Source organism: Kitasatospora sp. NPDC058162 (assembly GCF_042884005.1).
Lineage (GTDB): Bacteria > Actinomycetota > Actinomycetes > Streptomycetales > Streptomycetaceae > Kitasatospora.
Genome location: NZ_JBHVUS010000003.1, coordinates 147,593 through 163,988 on the forward strand (window position 1 = coordinate 147,593; position 16,396 = coordinate 163,988).

Genomic DNA, 16,396 nt, shown 5'->3' on the forward strand with positions numbered 1-16,396 from the left:
ATGAAGGACGTCCGTCGCAAGGTCCGACGGTCGCAGACCATCGTTCCTTTCGGTGTCGGGGGGATCATCGACCTCCGCGGCGAATCGTTCGTGGCTGCCGACATCCGCAGTTGGGCCGCACACGGCGAGTCGGTGGAATCACCACGGCTCGCGAAGAAGCTCGGGGTCGATACCTTTCGTTCGGCCCCGGTCATTCCGTCCGGGAAGGCCTCCTTCGTGACACGCGTGGGCCCCGGGTACGTGCGGTTCCCCAGATGGCTGTTCTGTCCGCAGTGCCGGTCGATGCAGCACTGGCGGAACGACCAGGAGGTGAGGAACGAACAGCCTTCCTGCCGGAGTTGCGTGGGCAGGCCGCAACTGGCCCCGATGCGTTTCGTCCAGGTGTGCCGGGCGGGTCACATGGCCGACATCGACTGGTTCCGTTGGGCGCACTCCAGGAGCGAGGGATTCGCACAGCGCCAGTGCCACCAGAAACGACTGGAGTTCCGGGCCACCCCGGAGTCCTTCGGCCTGGACGCCCTCCACGTCGTCTGCACCACCTGCAAGGCCGAGCGGAGTCTCGCCGGGATCAGCCAGAAGAACGTCCTGCTGCGGACGGGTCTGCGGTGCACCGGAACCCATCCATGGCAGTCCGACTCCGACGAGGCCGATCCCTGCACCGAAGCACCGCGAGCGGTGCAGCGAGGTGCCTCCAACGTCTACTTCCCGATCACCCACTCGGCGATCGACATTCCCTCGCCCGCAGGCCTGCCGGAGGACGACGACGAAGCCATGAGTGTCGTCGACCATCCGCTGTGGCCGCTCTTCAACAGCGAGGAGGACGGCCCCGTATCCGACGTCCTCAGGACGAGGATCGCCGAACAGTGCGGCGTGGACGAGGACTTCGTGGATACGGTGCGACGCCGGAGTGCCGGCCCCACGGGTTCGAATCCGGTCGAGGACGGTTCGGAGGAAGATCTCAGCATCGCCGAATGGGCTGCCTTCGCCGCCCCCGAGTCGGTCTCCGATTCCAAGACCTTCTCCGTCCGTCGGAGCGGGCTCGGAATCGACGACGCCGCCCCGGAATCGCTGCGAACCCTGGCCTCGGCGATCTCTGCGGTCGTCGTGGCGGACCGGGTGCGTGAAGTCCGCGCTCTCGAAGGGTTCACCCGGTACGAGCCCGACTCCGGTGACGGCGACACGGCCGAGGGCGGCCGGGTGGTGTCGGTCAACACTCGGAACCGGACCAGATGGCTGCCGGCGGTGGAAACCTACGGGGAAGGCATCTTCATCGCCGTGGACGAGCGGGATCTTGCCCGCTGGGAGCAGAATCTCGCGGTTCGCCGCCGTACGAGGCGGATCGAGCAAGACCTGGCCGCCTCGTTCAAGGCCGACCGGCTGAGGGGCAAGACCGGACCGGAACTACTCCCCCGGTTCGTGATGCTGCACACCTTGGCCCATCATTTCATCCGCCAGCTCTCGTACGACAGCGGATACAACGCCGCGTCACTGCGGGAACGCGTCTACGCCCGGAGTCACGGCCCCGGGAGCGACCTGCCCCCTCAGGCCGGCGTGTTCATCTACACGGCCGCGGGGGACACCGAAGGCACGCTGGGCGGACTCGTCCGGCAGGGACAACCCCCGAACCTCTCCGAGACCCTGATCCGGCTGCTCGAATCGGCCCAGTGGTGCTCCCAGGACCCGCTGTGCGCCGACTCGACCGGCAGGTCCCTGGCCAACCTCAACCGCGCCGCGTGCCATGCCTGCACGCTGCTCCCCGAGACCTGCTGCGAGATCGACAACTCCCTGCTGGACCGGACGTTGCTGATCGGGGACGGTCCCGGAGAGGAGGACGTACCCGGGTTCTTCCGCGACGTCCTCAGGGCCGCGATCGAGGAATCCGCCGGAGCCGTCGACACCCCATGAACTTCCCTACCCTCCTCGACCTCGGACCCGAGCAACGGGCGGTCGTCGACCTCCCCTTCGACGGCAACCACGTCGTCACCGGCTCCCCCGGTGGCGGGAAGACCGTGATGGCCGTCCACCGGGCCTGGGCACTCGAAGTGGTCAGGCCCGGCGGCGTCACCCTCCTCACGTACTCCAATCTGCTGCACCAGTACCTCGCGCAGATCGCTCCTGGCCTCACCGAAGCCGTCCGGATCACCACCTTCCACCGCTGGGTCCGGAAGTTCTGGCGGGAGCACCTCGGCGCCGACCCCCCGGCGATCGACGAAGGCGGCTGGCGCTACGACTGGACGGCGATGCAGCGGGCCTGTCTCGTCCAGCGGATCAGATCGTTCGAACACCTGGTGATCGACGAGGGACAGCGGCTGCCCATCGGGTTCTACCGGCTGTGCGGGATCCTGGGCATCGAGGTCACGGTGTTCGCCGACGAGAACCAGCCCATCGGGGACCATCACAGCACCGTTCCGGAGATCTCGCGGGAGTTCGGCGCGGCAATCCATCCGCTCGTGTTGAGCGGGAACCACCGGAACAGCCGCGAGATCGCGGCGCTTGCCTCGGAGTTCCACGTCAGGCGACAGAGCGACACCGACCTGCCCCGACGCTCCGGCCGCACGCCCGCCCTGCTGCGGGTCCCGTCCGTACGTGACTTCCTCACCGAGGTCTCCCGGTACTTCGAGGCGCACCGGGACCGCAGCATCGGCATCATCTGCCGGTCGAACCATCTGCTGCGGGAGGTCCACAGCGAGTTCACCCGACTCGGACTCGCGAAGCACACCCAGGCCTACGCCCACGACGACCGGCACCGGAACACGATGGACTTCTCGAACCGCAACATCCGGATCGTGAGCGCTGTGGGCGTCAAGGGACTGGAGTTCGACAGCGTCTTCGTGCCGGACCTGGACGCCTATGCGGAGGACCCGACGAGCGTGAAGGCGCGACTGCGGTTCCTCGTGCTGTGCACCCGCGCCCGCGAGGACCTCGTACTCGCCTACCGGAGCACGCAGGAGCCCGCCATCATCTCGGACATCCCGGAGGCCCTGCTGACCCGGAGCACGGGCTGATCCCACGCCGCCGCACGGCCCGCCGGGCCGGCTTCCCCGAAGCCTGCCCGGCGGCCGTCGCGCGCTCACCCGAAGCCCCGGGGCCCGAGCAGGCCCCGCAGGCCCCGAGGCTTCCGGGGCTTCCGGGGCGTTACTCCTTGGGTGCCTCCGGCTCCTCCGCGAAGTCGACCTTCTTGAACTGCCGGTTCATCGACTTGGCCAGGAACCACGTCGCCACGCCGAGGGCGGCGAAGACGACGAAGCCGAGGAGACCGGGGGTGACCTTGGCGTCGTCGACGGCGAGGTCAGCGGCGAGGTGGATGAGGTTCACGGGGGCACTCATATCTCTATGGTGGCCCGGCTCACGTCGAGCCGGGCCGTCGGGGGGTGGTTCAGTCGCGCGCGTCGGCGGACTCGGCCGCCAGGCTGGGGGTGCGCAGGCCGGCGAACAGGTCGTCCTCCGGGAGGTCCACGTCGATCAGGGTACGGCTGAGCTCGTAGTCCTCGGTGGGCCAGACCTCGCGCTGGACGTCGAGCGGGACGCGGAACCACGGGCCGTCCGGGTCGATCTGGGTGGCGTGGGCGATCAGCGCGCGGTCGCGGGTCTCGAACCAGTCGTCGCAGCGCACCCGGGTGGTGATCTCGCGCTCCTGGCGGCCGCTCTTCTCCCAGCCCGCGATCCACTCGCCGTACGGGGAGTCGAGCCCGTGCTCGGTGAGGTACTGGTGCAGGGCGCGGATGCGGCCCATCGGGAAGCCGTGGTTGTAGTAAAGCTTGAGCGGCTGCCAGGGCTCGCCGGCCTCGGGGTAGGCGTCCGGGTCGCCGGCGGCGTCGAAGGCCAGCATGGTGATCTTGTGGGTCATGATGTGGTCCGGGTGCGGGTACCCGCCGTTCTCGTCGTAGGTCGTGATGACCTGCGGCTTGAACTCGCGGATCAGCCGGACCAGCGGCTCGGCCGCGTCCTTGACGTCCTGCAGCGCGAAGCAGCCCTCGGGCAGCGGGGGCAGCGGGTCGCCCTCCGGCAGGCCGGAGTCGACGTAGCCCAGCCAGGCCTGCTTGACGCCGAGGATCGCCCGCGCCTCGTCCATCTCCTTGCGGCGCACCTCGTGGATGTTCTCCTCGATGTACGGGTCCCCCTGCAGCTTGGGGTTGAGAACCGACCCGCGCTCGCCCCCCGTGCAGGTGGCCACGAGCACGTCCACACCCTGCTCGACGTACATGGCCATGGTGGCCGCGCCCTTGCTGGACTCGTCGTCCGGGTGGGCGTGCACCGCCATCAGTCGCAACTGCTCAGTCAACGCCTTGCGTTCCTTCCACATCGTCGGGCGTTCCGCGAAGTCCGGGTCTGCCCACCGTACGAACCGCTCACTTCGGGACCGCGTCGCCGCAAGGCCGGCCTGCGGCCGGTCTCCGGCTCGGCCGAGCCCCGCCCCCGCCGGACCGGCCGCGGGCGTGTCCCTCCTATAGTGACGGACTGGAGGTCCGTCGCATTCCCCCGCACCACCCGCGCGGCCCCTCCCTAGGAGAGGACGGAGTCCGATGAGCGCACAGAGCACCGCCACGCAGCTGCCCGAGGGTCGCTACGGCCGGAGGGGCGACGGCGAGTCGGACCGTCGCCTGAAGGCGGTCGGCGCGGTCTGCGGCGTGCTCGGCCTGGGGCTGATCGCCTGGCTGGGCGGCTCCTACCTGCTGCGCGAGTCGAAGATCAACGGTTCGGTGCCGACCTTCCAGGTGCTCTCCGACTCCGAGGTGCAGCTGCACCTGACCGTGAGCAAGAGCGACGGGACGGCGGGCACCTGCACGGTCCGTTCGCAGAGCGACGACCACGCGGTGGTCGGAGTGGCCGACTTCCCCGTCCCGGCGACCGGGTCCAGCTACGAGGCCACCGTCACCCTGCGCACCACCGCCCGCGGCACCACCGCCGAACTGCTCGGCTGCACCCCGGCGAAGTAGGGCCGGGGAAGGAGGGCCGGGGGACCGGGGAAACGCCCGGCGGGGCAGCCGGGGAAACGCCCGGCCGAGCAGCGGGAAATCGTCCGGCGGAGCGGACCCGGAACGCCCCCGGGACGCATATTCGTTCGGCAGAACGGGCATCCGTAGGGAGTCCCGCAGCCGGTTGCCGTACACCGTGGCGTCACGCCACCGTCAATGCCGCGACAACGCCTCTCCCGCTTGTCGGCAGGACTTGTTAGGCTCGTGGTTTCGCCCCTTCCGCACCGGATGGTACGGGAGCGGGCGTTGCTTTGTAGTTAAGACCGAAATCATCGTCGACCCTGCTGACGACTCACACCCTCAGCACAGCCCCAGCACCTACGAGGAGCACCCGTGACCCAGACCAGTGAGAACGTGACCTGGCTCACTCAGGCCGGCTACGACCAGCTCAAGGCCGAACTGGATCATCTGACCGGGCCCTGGCGCATCGAGATCGCCCAGAAGATCGAGGCGGCGCGCGAGGAGGGCGACCTCAAGGAGAACGCCGGCTACCACGCGGCGAAGGAGGAGCAGGGCAAGCAGGAGCTGCGCATCCGCCAGCTGACCCAGCTGCTGGAGCGCGCCAAGGTCGGCGAGGCCCCGGCCGACTCCGGCGTGGTGGCCCCGGGCATGGTCGTCACGGTCGCGTTCGACGGCGACGAGGACGACCTCATGGAGTTCCTGCTCGCCTCGCGCGAGGTCGCGGGCGCGGACGCCATCGACGTCTACTCGCCGCAGTCGCCGCTGGGCCGCGCGATCGACGGCAAGAAGATCGGCGACGAGGCCACCTACGAGCTGCCGAACGGCAGGCCCGCCATGGTGAAGATCGTCAAGGTCGTGCCGCACGCCGGCTGATCCGGCACCGAACACCTGAGCAGCCGAACAGCCGAGCAGCACCCGAGGGCGGGTGCGGAGTCCCCTGCGGACTCCGCACCCGCCCTCGGGCTTACCCGGCCGACCGAAGCCGACGCGAGACGGTTCAGCCCACCGCCGAGCGGTACTTGCGCACCGACAGCCACGAGAACACCACCGTGATCACCACCGACCACAGCACCGACACCAGCGCCGCGTGCTGCATCGACCAGGCGCTGTCCACCGGCCCGACCTGGTTCCCGAAGAGGACCCGGCAGGCCTGCACCGTCGCGCTGAACGGGTTCCAGTAGGCGACGCCCTGCAGCCAGCCCGGCATCGAGCTGACCGGCACGAAGGCGTTGGACACGAAGGTCAGCGGGAACAGCCAGATCAGCCCGGCCGAGGTGGCCGCCTCGGGGCTGCGCACCGAGAGGCCGATCAGCGCGCCGATCCAGGAGAAGGCGTAGCCGAGCAGGAGCAGCAGCCCGAAGGCGCCGAGCGCCTTGAGCACCCCGTCGTGGATCCGCCAGCCGACCAGCAGCGCGACCAGCGCCAGCACGACCAGCGTGAAGGCCGTCTGGCACAGGTCAGCGAGGGTACGGCCGACCAGCACCGCCGAGCGGGCCATCGGCAGCGAGCGGAAGCGGTCCACCAGGCCCTTGGTCATGTCCTCCGCGATGCCGGCCGAGGCGCCGGCGACGGCGAAGGTGACGGTCTGGGCGAAGATGCCGGCCATCAGGAACTGGATGTACGTGTCGGAGCTGGAGTTCGTCCCGGGGATCTTGATCGCCCCGCCCATGACGTACGAGAACAGCAGCACGAACATGACCGGCTGCATGAGCCCGAACACCACGATCTCGGGGATCCTGGACATCCTGCGCAGATTGCGCTTGGCGACCACCCAGGAGTCGTGCAGGGTCGCGGACAGGCCCCGACGGGGCGTGGGCATCGCCCCGCCGATGGCGTGCTCGGTGGCGGTGCTCATCTCAGCGCTCCGTTCCGGCCGTGACGGCCTGCTGCTCGTCGGGCCCCCGGCCCGCGCCGTCGTCGCCACCGTCGGCACCGTCCGCACCGCCGCCCGTCGCCCCGCGGCCCCGGCCGCCCCGACCGCGGCCCTTGGCGCCGCCGCCGTCCTCCTCGACCGACTCGGCGACGTGGCCGGTGAGGGTGAGGAAGACGTCGTCCAGGGTCGGGCGGCGCAGTCCTATGTCGTCGATCTCGATGCCCCGGCCGTCCAGTTCGCGGATCACGTCGGCGAGCACCCGGGCGCCGCCGCTGACCGGCACGGTGATCTTCCGGGTGTTCTTCTCCACCGCTGGTGCGCCCAGCGCGTACCCGGACAGCGCCGCGACCGCGTCCGTGACCAGGCCCGGGTCGTGCACCACGACCTCGATCCGCTCGCCGCCGATCTGCGCCTTGAGCTGGTCGGCGGTGCCGCGGGCGATCACCCGGCCGTGGTCGACCACCGCGATGTCGTGGGCGAGCCGGTCGGCCTCCTCCAGGTACTGGGTGGTGAGCAGCAGCGTGGTGCCCTGCTCGACCAGGGTCTCGATGACCCCCCAGAGCGCCAGCCGGTTGCGCGGGTCGAGCCCGGTGGTCGGCTCGTCGAGGAACATCACCGGCGGCCGGACGACCAGCGCGGCGGCGAGGTCGAGCCGGCGGCGCATGCCGCCGGAGTACGTCTTGGCGGTGCGGTCCTTGGCCTCGGTGAGGTTGAACCACTCCAGCAGCTCCAGCGCGCGGGCCTTCGCGGCGCGGGTGCTCATCTGGTACAGCTCGCCGACCATCGTGAGGTTCTCGAAGCCGGTGAGGTACTCGTCGACCGCCGCGTACTGGCCGGACAGCCCGATCAGGCTGCGGACCCTGTCGGGGTGCTTGAGGACGTCGACCCCGGCCACCACCGCGCGGCCGGAGTCGGGGCGGAGCAGGGTGGTGAGGACGCGCACGGTGGTGGTCTTCCCGGCACCGTTCGGGCCGAGCAGCCCGAGCACCGTGCCCTCGGGGACGTCGAGGCTGACGCCGTCCAGGGCTCGTACGTCGCCGAAGGTCTTCACCAGGTTCTCGGCTTGGATGGCTGGCGCCATGGCCTGCCTCATCTCCTCGGACGAATGTGAGCGATCTGTCCCACTCTGCCCCTCCTTCGGGCGCATGGGCGACTCGGTTCTCGCCCACCGACACAGAACGCGATGTATCGCGAGTCTGGCAACTCGCGATACATCGCGTCAAGGGGATTTGAAGGAACCGTCCGCATGGAGGCTCAGTCCGCGACCACGTACCCCGCGTCCCGCAACTCCCCGACCACCAGGGCGCAGTGCTCCGGCCCCTTGGTCTCCAGGTGCAGGTCCACCTCGACCTCGGTCAGCCCCAGCCGCGGGTCGATCCGGACGTGCGCGACGTCCAGCACGTTGGCGTCCACCCTGGTCAGCACCCCCAGCAGGTCCGCCAGCGAGCCCGGCTTGTCCGCCAGCCGCACCCGCAGCGACAGGTACCGCCCGGCCGCCGCCAGCCCGTGCCGCAGCACCCGCTGCATCAGCTGCGGGTCGATGTTGCCGCCGGAGAGCACCGCGACCACCGGGCCCTCGAAGGAGTCCGGCTGCTCCAGCAGCGCCGCGATCGGGGCCGCCCCGGCCGGTTCGACCACCAGTTTCAGCCGTTCCAGCCCGAGCAGCAGGGCCCGCGACAGCGCGTCCTCGGAGACCGTGCGGATGCCGTCCGCCAGCGTGTTGACCACCTCGAACGGGATGTCCCCGGGGCGCCCGACCATGATCCCGTCGGCCATCGTGGCGAAGTGCTCCAGCGAGACCGGCCGCCCGGCCGCCAGCGAGGGCGGGTACGCGGCGGCGGCCGCCGCCTGCACCCCGACCACCCGGACGTCCGGCCGCAGCGGCTTGACCGCCGCCGCGATCCCGGCCAGCAGGCCGCCGCCGCCCACCCCGACCAGGATGGTGCGCACCTCGGGGCACTGCTCCAGGATCTCCAGGCCGACGGTCGCCTGGCCGGTGACCACGTCCCAGTGGTCGAAGGGGTGGATGAACACCGCGCCGGTCGCCTCCGAGTACCGCTGCGCGGCCTGCAGCGCCTCGTCCACGGTGGTGCCGTGCAGCCGGACCTCAGCGCCGTACTCCCGGGTTGCGGCGACCTTCGGCAGCGGCGCCGCGACCGGCATGAACACGGTGGAACGCACCCCCAGCAGCGAGGCCGCCAGGGCCACCCCCTGGGCGTGGTTCCCGGCGCTCGCCGCCACCACCCCGCCGGCCCGCTGCACCGGCGAGAGCCCCGCGATCCGCACGTACGCCCCGCGCAGCTTGAAGGAACCGGTGCGCTGGAGGTTCTCGCACTTCAGGTGGACCGGCGCGCCGATCAGCCCGGACAGGTGCCGGCTCCCCTCCATCGGGGTCACCCGGGCGACCCCGGCGAGCATCTTCTGGGCACCGCGGACGTCGTCGAGGGTGATCGGCCAGTTCTGCATGATCCCAGCCTAGGGGCGCGGCCGCGGCCAACCCGGGACGTCGGGCCTGTTCCCGGGCCCGCTCCGCCCGCGTACGCTGCTGCTTCTGAGCTTCTCTCACCGCATGACGATCGTGAGCCGCGATGACGACGACCTCGCCCCAGGCCACCGACCGAACCGAGCCCGTGCACACCCAACTCCAGTACCAGCTGGCGGTGTTCGCCCGCCGGATGGAACAGGTCCGGACCTCCGGCGGCGGCGTCGCCGCGCTGGACCGGGCCGCCTACCTCCTGCTCGACCGCCTGGAGCGGCACGGGCCGGCCAACGTCAAGGCGCTGGCCGAGGCGCTCGGTGTGGACTCCTCCACGGTGACCCGCCAGGTCGCCCCGCTGGTCGCGGCCGGACTGGTCGGCCGGGTGCAGGACCCGGCCGACCGCCGCGCGGTACGGCTCGCGCTGACCGCCTGCGGCACCGGCCGGCTCGCCGAAGTCCGGGACGGCCGGGCCGAGTTGACCCGCCGCCTGACGGCCGACTGGCCGCCCGAGGAGCAACAGGCGTTCTGCGCCCTGCTGGCCCGCTTCAACCACGCGATGGAGTCGTACACGGCGGACCAGCAGGGGCAGTAGCCCTCAACTCCCCTAGGCCCTCTCGTTCGGATCTCTGCCGGGTCCGACAAGATCCAAAAGAGAGGACCTAGCCGAGCGCCTGGGTGAGGTCGGCCAGCAGGTCGTCGATCGACTCGATGCCGACCGAGACGCGCACCAGGTCGGCCGGCACCTCCAGCGGCGAACCGGCCGCCGAGGCGTGGGTCATCCGGCCGGGGTGCTCGATCAGCGACTCCACGCCGCCCAGCGACTCGCCCAGGGTGAACAGCTGCGCGCGGTTGCAGACCTCGACGGCAGCCTCCTCACCAGCGGCGACCCGGAACGAGACCATGCCGCCGAAGGCCTTCATCTGCTTGGCGGCGATGTCGTGGCCGGGGTGCTCGGGCAGGCCCGGGTAGAGCACCTGGCTGACCTTGGGGTGGCCCGCCAGCAGCTCGGCGACCTTCTCCGCGTTGGAGCTGTGCCGGTCCATCCGGACGCCCAGGGTCTTGATGCCGCGCAGCACCAGCCAGGCGTCGAACGGCCCGGAGACGGCGCCCATGGCGTTCTGGTGGTACGCGACCTCCTCGCCGAGGCCCGCCTCGGCCAGCACCAGCGCACCGCCGACGACGTCCGAGTGGCCGCCCATGTACTTGGTGGTGGAGTGCACGACCGCGTCCGCGCCGAGCGCGATCGGCTGCTGCAGGTACGGGCTGGCGAAGGTGTTGTCGACCACCAGCAGCGCCCCGGCACCGTGCGCGACCTCGGCCAGCCCGGCCAGGTCGGTGATGCCCAGCAGCGGGTTGGACGGGGTCTCGACCCACACCGCGCGGGTGTTGGGGCGCAGCGCGGCGCGGACGTCGTCCAGCTTCTGGGTGTTGGCGACGGAGAACTCGACGCCCCAGCGGGTCAGCACCTTGGCGAACAGCCGGAAGGTGCCGCCGTAGGCGTCGTTGGGGATCACGATGTGGTCGCCCGGCTTGAGGATGGTGCGCAGCAGGGTGTCCTCGGCCGCCAGGCCGGAGGCGAAGGCGAGGCCGCGGGAGCCGCCTTCGAGGGCCGCGAGGCACTCCTCGAGCGCGGTGCGGGTCGGGTTGGCGCTGCGGCTGTACTCGTAGCCGCCCCGCAGGCCGCCCACCCCGTCCTGCTTGTAGGTGGACACCTGGTAGATCGGCGTGACGACGGCCCCGGTCTGGGGGTCTGCTTCCTGACCCGCGTGGATGGCGAGAGTCTCGAAGCCCTGGGGAAGCTGGTGCTCGGTCATGGTTCCGAGCCTAACGGCCGTACGGCCGGGCGCCCGCCGGAAGTCCCGGGACCACCGCCCGCAGGGGCCCCAGGGGCCCCGCCAGGCCCCCGAACCCGTGCCGCCCCACCCCCGGACCCCGCCGGGCCGGAATCCACGGGCCGTCCGGTGCGTTGAATCCGGGGCAACCCTCCCTACCCCTGGAGCAGGCCGTGCTGTTCAACCGCCACAAGACCTCGCTCGTCCCCGCCGACCAGGCGCTGCCCGGCCGCCCGGCCGCGGGCTTCGCCCTGACCGAGCCGCACACCGTCCTCGGCCACCCGCTGACCGGCCCGTACCCGGAGGGGCTGGAGGTGGCCGACTTCGGGCTGGGCTGCTTCTGGGGCGCCGAGCGCACGTTCTGGCGGCTGCCCGGCGTCTGGACGACGCTGGTCGGCTACCAGGGCGGCTTCACGCCCAACCCGACGTACGAGGAGGTGTGCAGCGGGCTGACCGGGCACACCGAGGCGGTCCGGGTGGTGTTCGACCCGGCGGTGGTCTCCTACGAGCGGCTGCTCAAGGCCTTCTGGGAGGCCCACGACCCGACCCAGGGCAACCGCCAGGGCAACGACGTGGGCACCCAGTACCGCTCCGCGCTGTACACCCACTCCCCCGCCCAGGCCGCCGCCGCGACCGCCACCCGGGACGCCTTCCAGCCCGCCCTGACCGCGCTCGGCCACGGCCCGATCACCACCGAGATCGCCCCGGCCGGGACGTTCTACCCGGCCGAGCCGTACCACCAGCAGTACCTGTCGGACGCCAAGAACCCCAACGGCTACTGCGGCCTCGGCGGCACCGGCGCCTCCTGCCCGATCGGCGTGGCCTCGACGGACCGGAACAAGGCCTGACCGGCGCGAAAGGGGGCTGCGGAAACCCGCACCCCCCTTTCCGCCGGCGCCGCTCCTCGATCAGTTGCCGGGCTTCACCCGCAGCGGGGCCAGGGAGTCCAGCACGCGCTTCGCCAGGGCGTCCGGCAGCGGGCCGTACATGAGGTTCTGGCCGGCCGCCTGGCCCGACGCGCTGAGCCCGTGGGCCAGGAAGTTCGTCAGGACGGCGGTGCCGGCGAAGGCGCGGTCGGCCCCGCCGTGGTCACAGAAACCGATGTAGCCGATGTCGACGATCGGGTAGCCGAGGGAGCTGGGCCGCGCGTAGTCGATCGTGACCGTCAGGTTGGTGCCCGTGCCCTGCACCGAGCCCCCGGCGGCCATGATGCCGGCGGACTGGGGGGTGAGTTCCACCGCCGGGGAGCCGCCGTACGTCACCTTGGCCTTCTGGAGGGTGCCGGCGTCCGGGAGCGGCACGAAGGACATCGACCACTGGTGCCCGGCGACGTAGGCGGGGAGGTCGGACGCGTTCGTGCCGGACGCGGCCCGCGACTTGTCGGGCCACGCCCGGCCCGGCTGGTACGGGAAGTCGGCGGGCGCCGCCTTGGCGAGGTACTGGGTGAGGATGGTGGTGGACGCCGACTCGTTGCTCGGGATCCGCACGTCGATCGGCGAGTCCGGCAGGTTCCAGACCGGGTTGAGCGCCTTGATCGCCGGGTCGTTCCACTTGGTGATCTTGCCGGTGAAGACCTTGGCGAGCGTCGGGGCGTCGAACGCCAGCCCCTGCAGCCCGGGCGCGTTGTAGACGACGGCGATCGGCAGCACGGTGACCGGGATCTGGGAGGCGTACCCGGTGGGGCAGTGGCGGCCGACGACGGCCCGCTGATCGTCCGTCATCGGGGAGTCCAGGGCGACGCCGTCGGACTTGAAGGTCGCGTACTGGTCCATCACGGTGCCGCTCGCGGGGCCGTTGACGGTGATCCCGGCGCCCGGGCACTCCTTGGCGTAGTCCGCCTGCCACTGCTTGACGAGGGCCACCTGCAGCCCGTCCGCGCCGACCGCCTGCTTGCCGTTGGGGCCGCAGCCGGAGGCGTCGGTCGCCGTCGTCACCGGGGAGGACGGACCGGACTTCGGGCTCTGGGCCGACGGCTGGTCCGGGCCGTGGTCCCGCCAGGCGAGGAAGCCCAGGGTGCCCGCCGCGGCGACGACCAGCGCGGACAGCGCCGAGCCGATCAGCACCCCCTTGCGCCTGCGCGGGCGCGCGGCGGAGTCGGCGAGGGACCGGCGGGCGGAGGGGGCGGCCAGGTACGAGGGGACGGCCGGTGGGACCGGGCCCGTCGGCACTGCGGCCCCGGCGGGCGGAGCGGCCGGCGGAGCGGGCACCGGCACCGGCGGAGCCACCGCCGCGGGCAGGACCGACGGAGCCGTCGGCATCGGCGCCACCGGTCCCGGAGTCACCGGACCCGCGGCCGTGGGCGTCGGAGTCGGAGCGGAAACAGGAGCCGGAGCCGGCACCGGACCCGCCGGCGCCACCGGCCCCGTCCGCAGCTGGAGCTGCACGGTCCGCTCCCGCGCCCCGTCCGCGATCAGCCGCAACAGCCCCTCCACCGTGGGCCGTTGCTCCGCCTCCTTCGCCAGGCACCCGACGATCAACGGATACAGCTCGGGCGCCAGCCCGGTCAGGTCCGGCTCCTCGTACACCACCCGGAAACCCACCGCGTGCGAGGAGTCCGCACCGAACGGCCCGCGCCCGGTGGCCGCGAAGGCCAGCACCGAACCGAGCGCGAACACATCGGTGGCAGCGCTCGCCGTCCCGCTGCGGAACTGCTCGGGAGCCATGAACGGCGGCGTCCCGACGGCGACACCGGTGCTGGTCAGCTGGGTCTCGCCGGCACTGCGCGCGATGCCGAAGTCGATCACCCGCGGACCGTCCTCGGCGAGCAGCACATTGCCGGGCTTGAGGTCCCGGTGGACCAGCCCGACCCGGTGGATCTCCCGCAGCGCCTCGGCCAGCCCGGCGGCCAGCCGACGCACCTCCGGCGGCGCCAACGGGCCCTGCCCGGCCACCCGTTCGCCCAGGGACGGACCGGGGATGAAGAGCGTCGCCAGCCAGGGCGACGGCGCGTCGGCGTCCGCGTCCAGCACCGGCGCGGTGAACGCCCCGCTGACCTTGCGCGCGGCCGTGACCTCCAGCCGGAACCGCGCCCGGAACTCGGCGTCCGCGGCCAGCTCGGGCCGGATCACCTTCACCGCCACCTGCCGCCCGGACACCGACCGGGCCCGGTAGACGACCCCCATCCCGCCCGCGCCGAGCCTGCCCTCCAGGAGGTACCCGCCGATCTCCCGCGGATCGTTCTCCAGCAAGGTCACGTCCCGACCCCTCCCCCAGGCATGAACGGCCACCCGGCCGACCGACCCAGCCTAGTAGGGCCCCCGTTCACGAACCGACGGCAGCCCTCGGACCCGCAGGTCCGGCCGCTGCCCGCCCGGCCCGTGCGGGCGCCCGCCACCCGAGGTGACCGCTCCCGGAGCCGGGCGCAGACTGGAAGGGCCAGCAAGGGCGGCCCGGCCACCTGCTGGTGGCCGGGCCGTTCCTCGTGAGAGGAGTGCGCCATGTCCGGTCTGGTCCGCATGAGTTTCGAGGCGCCCGAGGAGGTCCGCCCCTTCGAGGACGGCTCGGGGGAGCTGCGCCTGGTGAACCTGGAGTCCGGCCCGGTCGGCCGGGCGGTGTTCGAGCCCGGCTGGCAGTGGTCCAAGCACGTGAAGCCGATCGCCGGGACGGACAGCTGCCAGGCGGCGCACCTGGGGTACGTGGTCTCCGGCCGGATGAGGATCGTCATGGACGACGGCCAGCAGGCCGACTACGGCCCGGGCGACTTCATGATCTGCCCGCCCGGGCACGACGCCTGGATCCTGGGCGACGAGCGGTGCGTGATCGTCGACTGGCAGGGCTTCGCGGACTACGCGAAGCGGTGAGACACCGCCGCCCCGCCCGAAGTATCGGGCGGGGCGGGAGCAGGCGCGGGGCGGAAGCAGGCGCAGGTCAGACCGCGCTGCCGGCCTTCCAGTCGGCCCAGCTCAGGTTCCAGCCGTTCAGGCCGTTGTCCGGGGCGACGGTCTTGTCGCCGGAGTTCCGGACCTCGACGACGTCACCGACGATCGAGGACTTGTAGAACTTGAAGCCGTCCGTGCTGCTGTCCTGGGCACCCTTGGCGTCCTGCAGCCCGACGCAGCCGTGGCTGGTGTTCTGCCCGCCGAAGATCGACGACGGCGACCAGTAGTTGCCGTGGATGAAGGTGCCGGAGGTGGTGAGGCGCTGGGCGTGCGGCACGTCGGCGATGTCGTACTCGCTGCCCAGGTTGACGGTCTGCGAGTTCATCCGGGTCTGGGTGAACTGCTCGGAGATGACCATCTTGCCGCCCCAGGTGGTGTGCTCGGGGGAGCCGCCGGAGATCTTGTAGACGGCGCTGACCTGGCCGTCCGTGGTGACGGTGAGCTTCTTGGTGGCGAGGTCGGCGACGCTGGTCTGGGCCCGGCCGATGGTGAAGGCCACGTCCTTGGACTGGGTGCCGTAGACGCCCTTCGCGCCCTCGACGTCCTTGAGCCGGAGCTTCAGGGTGACCTTGGTGCCCTTGGCCCAGTACTCCTGCGGCCGGAAGTCGAGGCGGGTGCTGGAGAACCAGTGGCCGACGATCTCGACACCCGGCTCCGCTATCACCGTGATCGCCGACTGGACGGCCTTCTTGTCGGTGATCGGCTTGCTGAAGTTGATCGAGACCGGCATGCCGACGCCGACCACCGAGCCGTCCTCGGGGGTGAAGTAGCCCACGAAGGTGTTGGCCGGGGTCGCCGTGGTGAAGCTGGCGTTGGCGTCCGCCTCCAGCTTGTCCTTGTCGACGCCGCTGGCGGTGACGGCGTACTTGGTACCGCTGGCCGGGGCCGCGGCCGAGGTCCAGCTGGTGTTGTCGGCGGAGAGCTGGCCGGCCAGCTCCTTGCCGGTGGAGTCGGTGACCTTGACGGTGCTCAGGGTGCCGTTGGTGACGGTGACCTTGACCGGCTCGCTGAAGCTGGCGCCGGTGGTGCCGTCCGCGGGGCTGACCGTGATCACGGCGGCCGAGGTCTTGGGGGCGCTGCTGCCGCCGGCGGAGCCCGGGGTGCCGCCACCGCCACCGCCGTTGCCGGAGCCGCCGTTGCCACTGCCGCCGCTGCCGGAGCCGCTGTTGTCGTTGCAGGCCGCGAGCAGCAGGACCGGGGCCCCGATCAGGCCCGCGAGAACTCCGCGTCGGCTCCAGTTGCCTCCGGCCACCCGCCCCTGACCGTCCCGTGCCGTCACGTCGCGTCTCCCTGCTGATCTTCCCGGGCATTTACGGATACAGAAACGCAATCCGGCCGCTCACGGTTCCACCACCGAAGAGTAAGCGATCGTATGAGATGACCCAACTTCCCGCTGA

General features: G+C 71.4%; 15 protein-coding genes. 7 read left to right on the forward strand and 8 right to left on the reverse strand.

What is annotated here, in order from left to right; translation table 11 throughout:
• Together drmB and ACFVXG_RS07070 are read left to right on the forward strand one after the other, a co-directional pair.
• Positions 1-1,905 (forward strand): DrmB family protein, encoded by a 1,905-nt coding sequence (drmB, locus tag ACFVXG_RS07065; RefSeq protein ID WP_387925747.1) that lies wholly within the window; start codon positions 1-3, stop codon positions 1,903-1,905.
• Positions 1,902-3,005 (forward strand): DNA helicase, encoded by a 1,104-nt coding sequence (locus tag ACFVXG_RS07070; RefSeq protein WP_387925106.1) that lies wholly within the window; start codon positions 1,902-1,904, stop codon positions 3,003-3,005. The genes drmB and ACFVXG_RS07070 overlap by 4 nt, the downstream gene beginning before the upstream one ends.
• A 130-nt stretch (positions 3,006-3,135) precedes the next feature.
• Here the strand turns inward: ACFVXG_RS07070 and ACFVXG_RS07075 are convergent, their stop codons facing one another.
• Positions 3,136-3,327, reverse strand: a complete 192-nt coding sequence (locus ACFVXG_RS07075) for a hypothetical protein (protein ID WP_350515052.1) — start codon at positions 3,325-3,327, stop codon at positions 3,136-3,138.
• Between the two features lie 49 nt (positions 3,328-3,376).
• Positions 3,377-4,282, reverse strand: a complete 906-nt coding sequence (mca, locus tag ACFVXG_RS07080; RefSeq protein ID WP_387925108.1) for a mycothiol conjugate amidase Mca — start codon at positions 4,280-4,282, stop codon at positions 3,377-3,379.
• A gap of 241 nt (positions 4,283-4,523) precedes the next feature.
• Between mca and ACFVXG_RS07085 the strand changes: the two genes are divergently transcribed.
• Together ACFVXG_RS07085 and greA are read left to right on the forward strand one after the other, a co-directional pair.
• Positions 4,524-4,937: a DUF4307 domain-containing protein gene (locus ACFVXG_RS07085; RefSeq protein ID WP_387925110.1), complete on the forward strand. Its 414-nt coding sequence runs from the start codon at positions 4,524-4,526 to the stop codon at positions 4,935-4,937.
• Between the two features lie 372 nt (positions 4,938-5,309).
• A complete protein-coding gene (gene greA, locus ACFVXG_RS07090; protein WP_387925112.1) occupies positions 5,310-5,810 on the forward strand; it encodes a transcription elongation factor GreA in 501 nt (166 codons plus the stop codon).
• 124 nt (positions 5,811-5,934) lie between these two features.
• Here the strand turns inward: greA and ACFVXG_RS07095 are convergent, their stop codons facing one another.
• The 3 genes from ACFVXG_RS07095 to ilvA form a co-directional block, all read right to left on the reverse strand.
• Positions 5,935-6,792, reverse strand: a complete 858-nt coding sequence (locus ACFVXG_RS07095; protein WP_387925114.1) for an ABC transporter permease — start codon at positions 6,790-6,792, stop codon at positions 5,935-5,937.
• Position 6,793: 1 nt separating this feature from the next.
• On the reverse strand, positions 6,794-7,891 hold the full coding sequence (locus ACFVXG_RS07100) for an ATP-binding cassette domain-containing protein (RefSeq protein ID WP_387925116.1): 1,098 nt from the start codon (positions 7,889-7,891) through the stop codon (positions 6,794-6,796).
• 173 nt (positions 7,892-8,064) lie between these two features.
• Positions 8,065-9,276, reverse strand: coding sequence for a threonine ammonia-lyase (gene ilvA, locus ACFVXG_RS07105; RefSeq protein ID WP_350506023.1), 1,212 nt, complete (start codon positions 9,274-9,276; stop codon positions 8,065-8,067).
• A gap of 122 nt (positions 9,277-9,398) precedes the next feature.
• Between ilvA and ACFVXG_RS07110 the strand changes: the two genes are divergently transcribed.
• Positions 9,399-9,881 (forward strand): MarR family transcriptional regulator, encoded by a 483-nt coding sequence (locus ACFVXG_RS07110; RefSeq protein ID WP_350506022.1) that lies wholly within the window; start codon positions 9,399-9,401, stop codon positions 9,879-9,881.
• A gap of 67 nt (positions 9,882-9,948) precedes the next feature.
• Here the strand turns inward: ACFVXG_RS07110 and ACFVXG_RS07115 are convergent, their stop codons facing one another.
• Positions 9,949-11,103, reverse strand: coding sequence for a cystathionine gamma-synthase (locus ACFVXG_RS07115; protein ID WP_387925119.1), 1,155 nt, complete (start codon positions 11,101-11,103; stop codon positions 9,949-9,951).
• A gap of 191 nt (positions 11,104-11,294) precedes the next feature.
• Between ACFVXG_RS07115 and msrA the strand changes: the two genes are divergently transcribed.
• On the forward strand, positions 11,295-11,969 hold the full coding sequence (gene msrA, locus ACFVXG_RS07120) for a peptide-methionine (S)-S-oxide reductase MsrA (protein WP_387925121.1): 675 nt from the start codon (positions 11,295-11,297) through the stop codon (positions 11,967-11,969).
• A 60-nt stretch (positions 11,970-12,029) separates the two neighbouring features.
• Here msrA and ACFVXG_RS07125 read toward each other — a convergent pair whose 3' ends face one another.
• A complete protein-coding gene (locus ACFVXG_RS07125; protein WP_387925123.1) occupies positions 12,030-14,315 on the reverse strand; it encodes a serine/threonine-protein kinase in 2,286 nt (761 codons plus the stop codon).
• A gap of 243 nt (positions 14,316-14,558) precedes the next feature.
• Between ACFVXG_RS07125 and ACFVXG_RS07130 the strand changes: the two genes are divergently transcribed.
• Positions 14,559-14,921 (forward strand): cupin domain-containing protein, encoded by a 363-nt coding sequence (locus ACFVXG_RS07130; protein WP_350506018.1) that lies wholly within the window; start codon positions 14,559-14,561, stop codon positions 14,919-14,921.
• Between the two features lie 67 nt (positions 14,922-14,988).
• Here ACFVXG_RS07130 and ACFVXG_RS07135 read toward each other — a convergent pair whose 3' ends face one another.
• Positions 14,989-16,278, reverse strand: a complete 1,290-nt coding sequence (locus ACFVXG_RS07135) for an Ig-like domain-containing protein (protein ID WP_387925125.1) — start codon at positions 16,276-16,278, stop codon at positions 14,989-14,991.
• Between the last annotated feature and the right edge of the window lie 118 nt (positions 16,279-16,396).